This is a genomic window from Micromonospora sp. NPDC048843 (genome assembly GCF_040649965.1).
Classification (GTDB): domain Bacteria; phylum Actinomycetota; class Actinomycetes; order Mycobacteriales; family Micromonosporaceae; genus Micromonospora; species Micromonospora hortensis.
This window is the reverse complement of sequence record NZ_JBEZGJ010000287.1, coordinates 1-6,055: the sequence shown is the minus strand read 5'-3', so window position 1 is coordinate 6,055 and position 6,055 is coordinate 1. Positions and strand designations below refer to the sequence as shown.

The following is a 6,055-nucleotide window of genomic DNA, read 5'->3' as shown; positions in this document are numbered from 1 at the left end:
GGGCCCTCGCCCGACCCGCAATCTGCGGGGGGGGGGGTCGCCGCCCCCCCCCCCCCGCCCCGCCGAACACGCACCGAAAGGTCAGCGCGCGGCGGCCGGCACCTTACGGCTGGCCCGCGCCTTGGTCACACCGTTGGCCTTGGCGGCCCGGGTGGTGGCGGCAGCCGCACCCTTGGCCTTGCCGTCGAGCTTGAGCACCTGGCGCAGGAACTCGCCGGTGTGGCTCTCGGCCACCTCGGCGACCTCCTCGGGGGTGCCGGTGGCGAGCACTGTGCCGCCACGGTGGCCACCCTCGGGACCCATGTCGATCAGCCAGTCCGCGGTCTTGATCACGTCGAGGTTGTGCTCGATCGTGATCACCGTGTTGCCCTTGTCGACCAGCCCTTCCAGCACCATCAGCAGCTTGCGGATGTCCTCGAAGTGCAGACCGGTGGTCGGCTCGTCGAGCACGTAGACCGTCCGCCCGGTGGAGCGCTTCTGCAACTCGGAGGCGAGCTTGACCCGCTGCGCCTCACCGCCGGAGAGGGTCGGCGCGGGCTGGCCGAGGCGGACGTAGCCCAGGCCGACGTCGACAAGGGTCTTCAGGTGCCGGTGGATGGCCGGGATGGCGGAGAAGAACTCGGCGGCCTCCTCGATCGGCATCTCCAGCACGTCCGAGACGGTCTTGCCCTTGTAGTGAACCTCCAGGGTCTCCCGGTTGTACCGGGCGCCCTTGCAGACCTCGCAGGGGACGTACACGTCGGGGAGGAAGTTCATCTCGATCTTGATGGTGCCGTCACCCGAGCACGCCTCGCAGCGCCCGCCCTTGACGTTGAAGGAGAACCGACCCGGACCGTACCCGCGCACCTTCGCCTCGGTGGTCTCGGCGAAGAGCTTGCGGACGTGGTCCCAGACGCCGGTGTAGGTGGCCGGGTTGGAACGCGGCGTGCGGCCGATCGGCGACTGGTCCACGCCGACGACCTTGTCCACGTGCTCCAGCCCGGAGACCCGGGTGTGCCGGCCGGGCACCAGCCGGGCGCCGTTGATCTGGTTGGCCAGCACCGCGTACAGGATGTCGTTGACCAGCGTCGACTTGCCCGAGCCGCTGACCCCGGTGACCGCGATCAGCTGGCCCAGCGGGAACGAGACGGTCAGGTTGCGCAGGTTGTGCTCCCGCGCGCCGTGCACCACCAACTCGCGGGCCGGGTCCTGCGGGCGGCGGCCCGTCGGGGTCGGGATCGACCGCCGACCGGACAGGTACGCCCCGGTGATCGACTCCTTGTTCTTCAGCAACGCCGGCACCGAGCCGCTGTGCACGATCTTGCCGCCGTGCTCACCCGCGCCGGGGCCGATGTCGACGATCCAGTCGGCGGTGCGGATGGTGTCCTCGTCGTGCTCCACCACGATCAGCGTGTTGCCGAGCCCGCGCAGCCGGATCAGGGTCTCGATCAGCCGGTGGTTGTCGCGCTGGTGCAGCCCGATCGACGGCTCGTCGAGCACGTAGAGAACGCCCACCAGGCCCGAGCCGATCTGGGTGGCCAGCCGGATGCGCTGTGCCTCACCGCCGGAGAGCGTGCCGGCCGGGCGGTCCAGGGAGAGGTAGTCCAGGCCGACGTCGAGCAGGAACCGCAGCCGGGCGTTGATCTCCTTGAGGACCCGCTCGGCGATCATCTTCTGCCGGTCGGTCAGCTCGATGCCGGCGAGCAGGTCGGCGCACTCCCCCACTGACAGGTTGCAGACCTCGGCGATGCTCTTGCCGGCCAGCGTGACAGCGAGCACCTCGGGCTTGAGCCGGGCACCGCCGCAGGCCGCGCACGGCACGTCGCGCATGTAGCCCTCGTACTTGTCGCGGGACCACTCGGACTCGGTGTCGGAGTGCCGGCGCTCGATCCACTGCACCACGCCCTCGAAGCCGGTGTAGTAGGAGCGCTCACGGCCGTACTTGTTGCGGTAGCGCACGTGCACCTGGTCGTCGGAGCCGTGCAGGATCGTCTTCTGCGCCCGCGCCGGCAACGCCCGCCACGGGGTGTCGATGTCGAAGTGCTGGGCCTCGCCGAGCGCCTCCAGCAGGCGCAGGAAGTATTCCAGGTTGTGCCCGGTGGACCAGGGCTGGATGGCGCCCTCACGCAGGCTGCGCTCCGGGTCGGGGACCAGCAGCTCCGGGTCGACCTCCTTCTTGGTGCCCAGGCCGGTGCACTCCGGGCAGGCGCCGTAGGGCGCGTTGAAGGAGAAGACCCGAGGCTCGAGATCCTCGATGGCGAGCGGGTGGTCGTTGGGGCAGGCCAGGTGCTCGGAGTAGCGGCGCTCGCGGTCCGGGTCGTCCTCGGGAAGGTCGACGAAGTCGAGCAGGACCAGGCCGCTGGACAGGCCCAGGGCGGCCTCGACCGAGTCGGTGAGCCGCTGCTTGGCGCTCGGCTTGACGGTGAGCCGGTCGATCACCACCTCGATGGTGTGCTTCTCCTGCTTCTTGAGCTTCGGCGGCTCGGTCAGCGGGTGCACCACGCCGTCGACCCGGGCCCGGGCGTAGCCCTTGGCCTGGAGCTCCGCGAAGAGGTCGACGTATTCGCCCTTGCGGCCACGGACGACCGGGGCGAGCACCATGAACTTGGTGCCCTCGGCCATGGCGAGGACCCGGTCGACGATCTGCTGCGGGCTCTGCCGGGAGATGCGCTCACCACAGACCGGACAGTGCGGCTCACCGATGCGGGCGTAGAGCAGACGCAGGTAGTCGTAGACCTCGGTGATGGTGCCGACTGTCGAGCGCGGGTTACGCGAGGTGGATTTCTGGTCGATCGAGACGGCAGGGCTCAGGCCCTCGATGAAGTCGACGTCTGGCTTGTCCATCTGGCCGAGGAACTGCCTGGCGTACGACGAGAGCGACTCGACGTAGCGGCGCTGCCCCTCGGCGAAGATCGTGTCGAAGGCCAGGCTCGACTTGCCCGACCCGGACAGCCCGGTGAACACGATGAGTGCGTCCCGGGGCAGGTCGAGACTGACGTCACGCAGGTTGTGCTCGCGCGCGCCACGGATGATCAGTCGGTCGGCCACGGTGCGTGTACTCCCGGGAGAAGACGAAGCGAAGGATCTGTCCCGCTCTGGGTGGTCTTGAGCGGTCGTGCGGGCGCGGAAAACACGCCTCGGCAACTCTAGCCCCGAGGTACGACAGTTTCCCCCGCCCGCACATTCCCCCAGCTCAGCCCGGTCGGCCGCGCCGCCCACAAGCCCCGCGTAAGCGCCGCCCACAAGCCCCGCGTAAGCGCCGCCCACAAGCCCGCGTACGTGGGGCCGGCGAGCGCCCGGTCAGAAGCCCCCGGGCGCCGGCGGACGCGCGGCCCGACGCCGCGCCGAACGCCACCCGCCGCGTCGCTCCGCGGCCACCCGGGCCTCCCGGCGTCGGCTCTCGTGGGCCACCTCACCCTGCAGCCGCCGCCAGCTCTCCCACCGACGGGTGGAGAGCTCGCCGGTGTGCAGTGCCTCCCGGACCGCGCAGGCCGGCTCGCCGTCGTGGCCGCAGTCGGCGTACCGGCAACCCTCGGCCAGCCCGGCGATGTCGGCGAACGCCCGGTCGAGCCCGGCCGCGCCGTCGAGCAGGCCGACCGCCCGGACACCGGGCGTGTCGATCACCGCACCGCCACCGGGGATGGGTACGAGGGCCCGCCAGGTGGTGGTGTGCCGACCCTTGCCGTCGACGCGCCGGATCGCCTGGGTGGGCATCATCACCGCCCCGACGAGGGCGTTGACCAGGCTCGACTTGCCCGCACCGGACGGGCCGAGCAGGCCGAGCGTGCGGCCGGGCGTCACCTCGGCGCGCAGCGGTTCCAGCCCGAGGCCACGTTCGGCGCTGACCGGCAGCACCCGCACCCCGGGGGCGACGGCGGCCAGCTGGCGGGCCAGCGCGGCCGGGTCGGCCGCGAGGTCCGCCTTGGTCAGTACGACAAGTGGCCGGGCGCCGGACTCGTGGGCCAGGGCGAGCAGCCGCTCGATCCGGCCCACGTCCGGCTCGGGGTGCACCGGCTCCACCACTGCGGCGGCGTCGAGGTTGGCGGCCAGCACCTGACCGCTGGCGTCCTTGCCGGCGGTACGCCGGATCAGCGCGCCTCGCCGGGGCAGCACCGCCTCCACTGTGACGCGGCGGTCCGGCCAGTGGGTGAGCAGCACCCAGTCCCCGGCGCAGGGCAGCGCGGACGGGTCCCGTGCGGCGACTGTCAGCACCGCCCCACCCAGGCTGGCCCGGACCGGGCCGACTGCGGTGAGCACGGTGCAGACCCCTCGGTCCACCCGGGCCACCCGACCCGGCTGGTGCTCGCCGCGGCGCGCGGCGTACGCCGTCCGCTCGGCGTCCCAGCCGAGGGCGGTCAGATCGATCGTCATGGCATCCTCATCGGTGTCGAAGCTGGTGATGGCGGAACACGCGTGCCACGTCCGGCATGATCACCACCTCCGTCCGATGTCCCGGTGCCGCGTCTGCCGCTGACGGTAGGTCCCGCACCGACGCGCCGAAAGCGATTTCCCCGGCGACGGCGCGACGGCGGACCGCTAGGGTCGACGGGTGACCACGGATCCGCTGTTGCTGATGGGCGAGGTGGACGCGGCCACCAGCCGACTACTGCGTACCGCCGCCTCTTTCGACGCGGCGGACCTGGCCGCCGCGTCGCTGCTGCCGGGCTGGACACGCGGCCACGTGCTGGCGCATGTGGCGCGCAACGCGGACGGTTTCGTCAACCTGCTCACCGCGGCCCGCACCGGGGCGGCGCTACCGATGTACGCCTCGCTGGACGCCCGCAACGCGGACATCGAAGCCGGTTCGGACCGGCCACCGGCCGCGCACCTGGACGACCTGCGACGCACCGCGGACCTGTTCTCCGAGGCGGTCGCGGCGATGCCGGCCGACGCCTGGGCGGCGACGGTGCAGGCGCGTAAGGGCCCCTGGCCGGCGGCGCTGCTGGTCTGGGGTCGGCTGCGGGAGATCGAGGTACATCACCTCGATCTGGCCGCCGACTACCGGGCCGCGAACTGGTCGGAGACATTCGCCCACCGTCTGCTGCGAGAGGCTGCCGGCCATCACGCCATGAGGCCGACACCGCCGTCGATGGTGCTGCGCCTCGACGGCAGCGAGCACGAGGTGGTGATCGGGGAGCGCGTGGACGCCCCGGTCGTCGCCGGCCCCGCCCCCGACCTCGCCGCCTGGCTGATCGGCCGCGCCGACGGCGCCCTGCTCTCCGTCACTCCTGACGGTCCCCTGCCTACTCCACCGGAATGGATATAGAAACGTCATGACATACAGCGGAGACGTCACGCACGGCGGCGCACCGGCGGTTCGGGAGCTGGACGGGCTGACCATCAGCAAGCTGTCGGTGGGTCCGATGGACAACAACGCCTACCTGCTGCGCTGCACGGGCACCGGTGATCAGGTGCTGATCGACGCCGCCAACGAGGCGCCCCGGCTGCTCGAACTGATCGGTGACGGTGGGCTCACCTCGGTGGTGACTACCCACCAGCACATGGATCACTGGGTGGCACTGGAGGAGGTCGTCGCCAAGACCGGCGCCCGGGCGTTGGTGCACGCCGATGACGCGTCGGGGTTGCCGATCGAGGCGGAGCGGCTGGCCGACGGCGACACGGTGGCGGTCGGCGACTGCGCGCTGGAGGTCATCCACATCAAGGGGCACACCCCGGGTTCGATCGCGCTGCTCTACCGCGACCCGGCCGGCACCCCGCACCTGTTCACCGGCGACAGTCTCTTCCCCGGTGGGGTGGGTAACACCGACAAGGACCCGGAGCGCTTCGCGGCGCTGATCGGCGACGTCGAGCACAAGCTGTTCGACCAACTCCCGGACGACACCTGGTTCTACCCGGGCCACGGCAAGGACAGCACCCTGGGCGCCGAGCGCCCCGCCCTCCCCCAGTGGAAAGCCAGAGGCTGGTAACCCACTCCCAAGATCAAACCCACCGGCGAAGGCGGCACCCTCGCACAAACCGGAACCACGACGGGGGTCCGTCCCCGCCGCACCGTGCGATGCGGGGAAAGATGAGAGGACTCTCGACATGACGTCGACGCTCGTCGCCTCCGGCATCG

4 protein-coding genes are annotated in these 6,055 nt (G+C 71.3%); 2 read left to right on the top strand and 2 right to left on the bottom strand.

What is annotated here, in order from left to right:
• Positions 1-81: 81 nt before the first annotated feature.
• Together uvrA and rsgA are read right to left on the bottom strand one after the other, a co-directional pair.
• Positions 82-3,027: an excinuclease ABC subunit UvrA gene (gene uvrA, locus AB0C20_RS34690; protein WP_357190308.1), complete on the bottom strand. Its 2,946-nt coding sequence runs from the start codon at positions 3,025-3,027 to the stop codon at positions 82-84.
• Positions 3,028-3,279: 252 nt separating this feature from the next.
• Entirely contained in the window at positions 3,280-4,350 is a 1,071-nt protein-coding gene (gene rsgA / locus AB0C20_RS34685) for a ribosome small subunit-dependent GTPase A (protein WP_357190310.1), read from the bottom strand.
• A 178-nt stretch (positions 4,351-4,528) separates the two neighbouring features.
• Here rsgA and AB0C20_RS34680 point away from each other — a divergent pair, with 178 nt between their 5' ends.
• Positions 4,529-5,245 carry a maleylpyruvate isomerase family mycothiol-dependent enzyme gene (locus tag AB0C20_RS34680; protein ID WP_357190312.1) on the top strand — a complete coding sequence of 239 codons (717 nt, stop codon included), beginning with the start codon at positions 4,529-4,531 and terminating at the stop codon, positions 5,243-5,245.
• A 7-nt stretch (positions 5,246-5,252) separates the two neighbouring features.
• Positions 5,253-5,906, top strand: coding sequence for an MBL fold metallo-hydrolase (locus AB0C20_RS34675; protein ID WP_357190314.1), 654 nt, complete (start codon positions 5,253-5,255; stop codon positions 5,904-5,906).
• Positions 5,907-6,055: the final 149 nt, after the last annotated feature.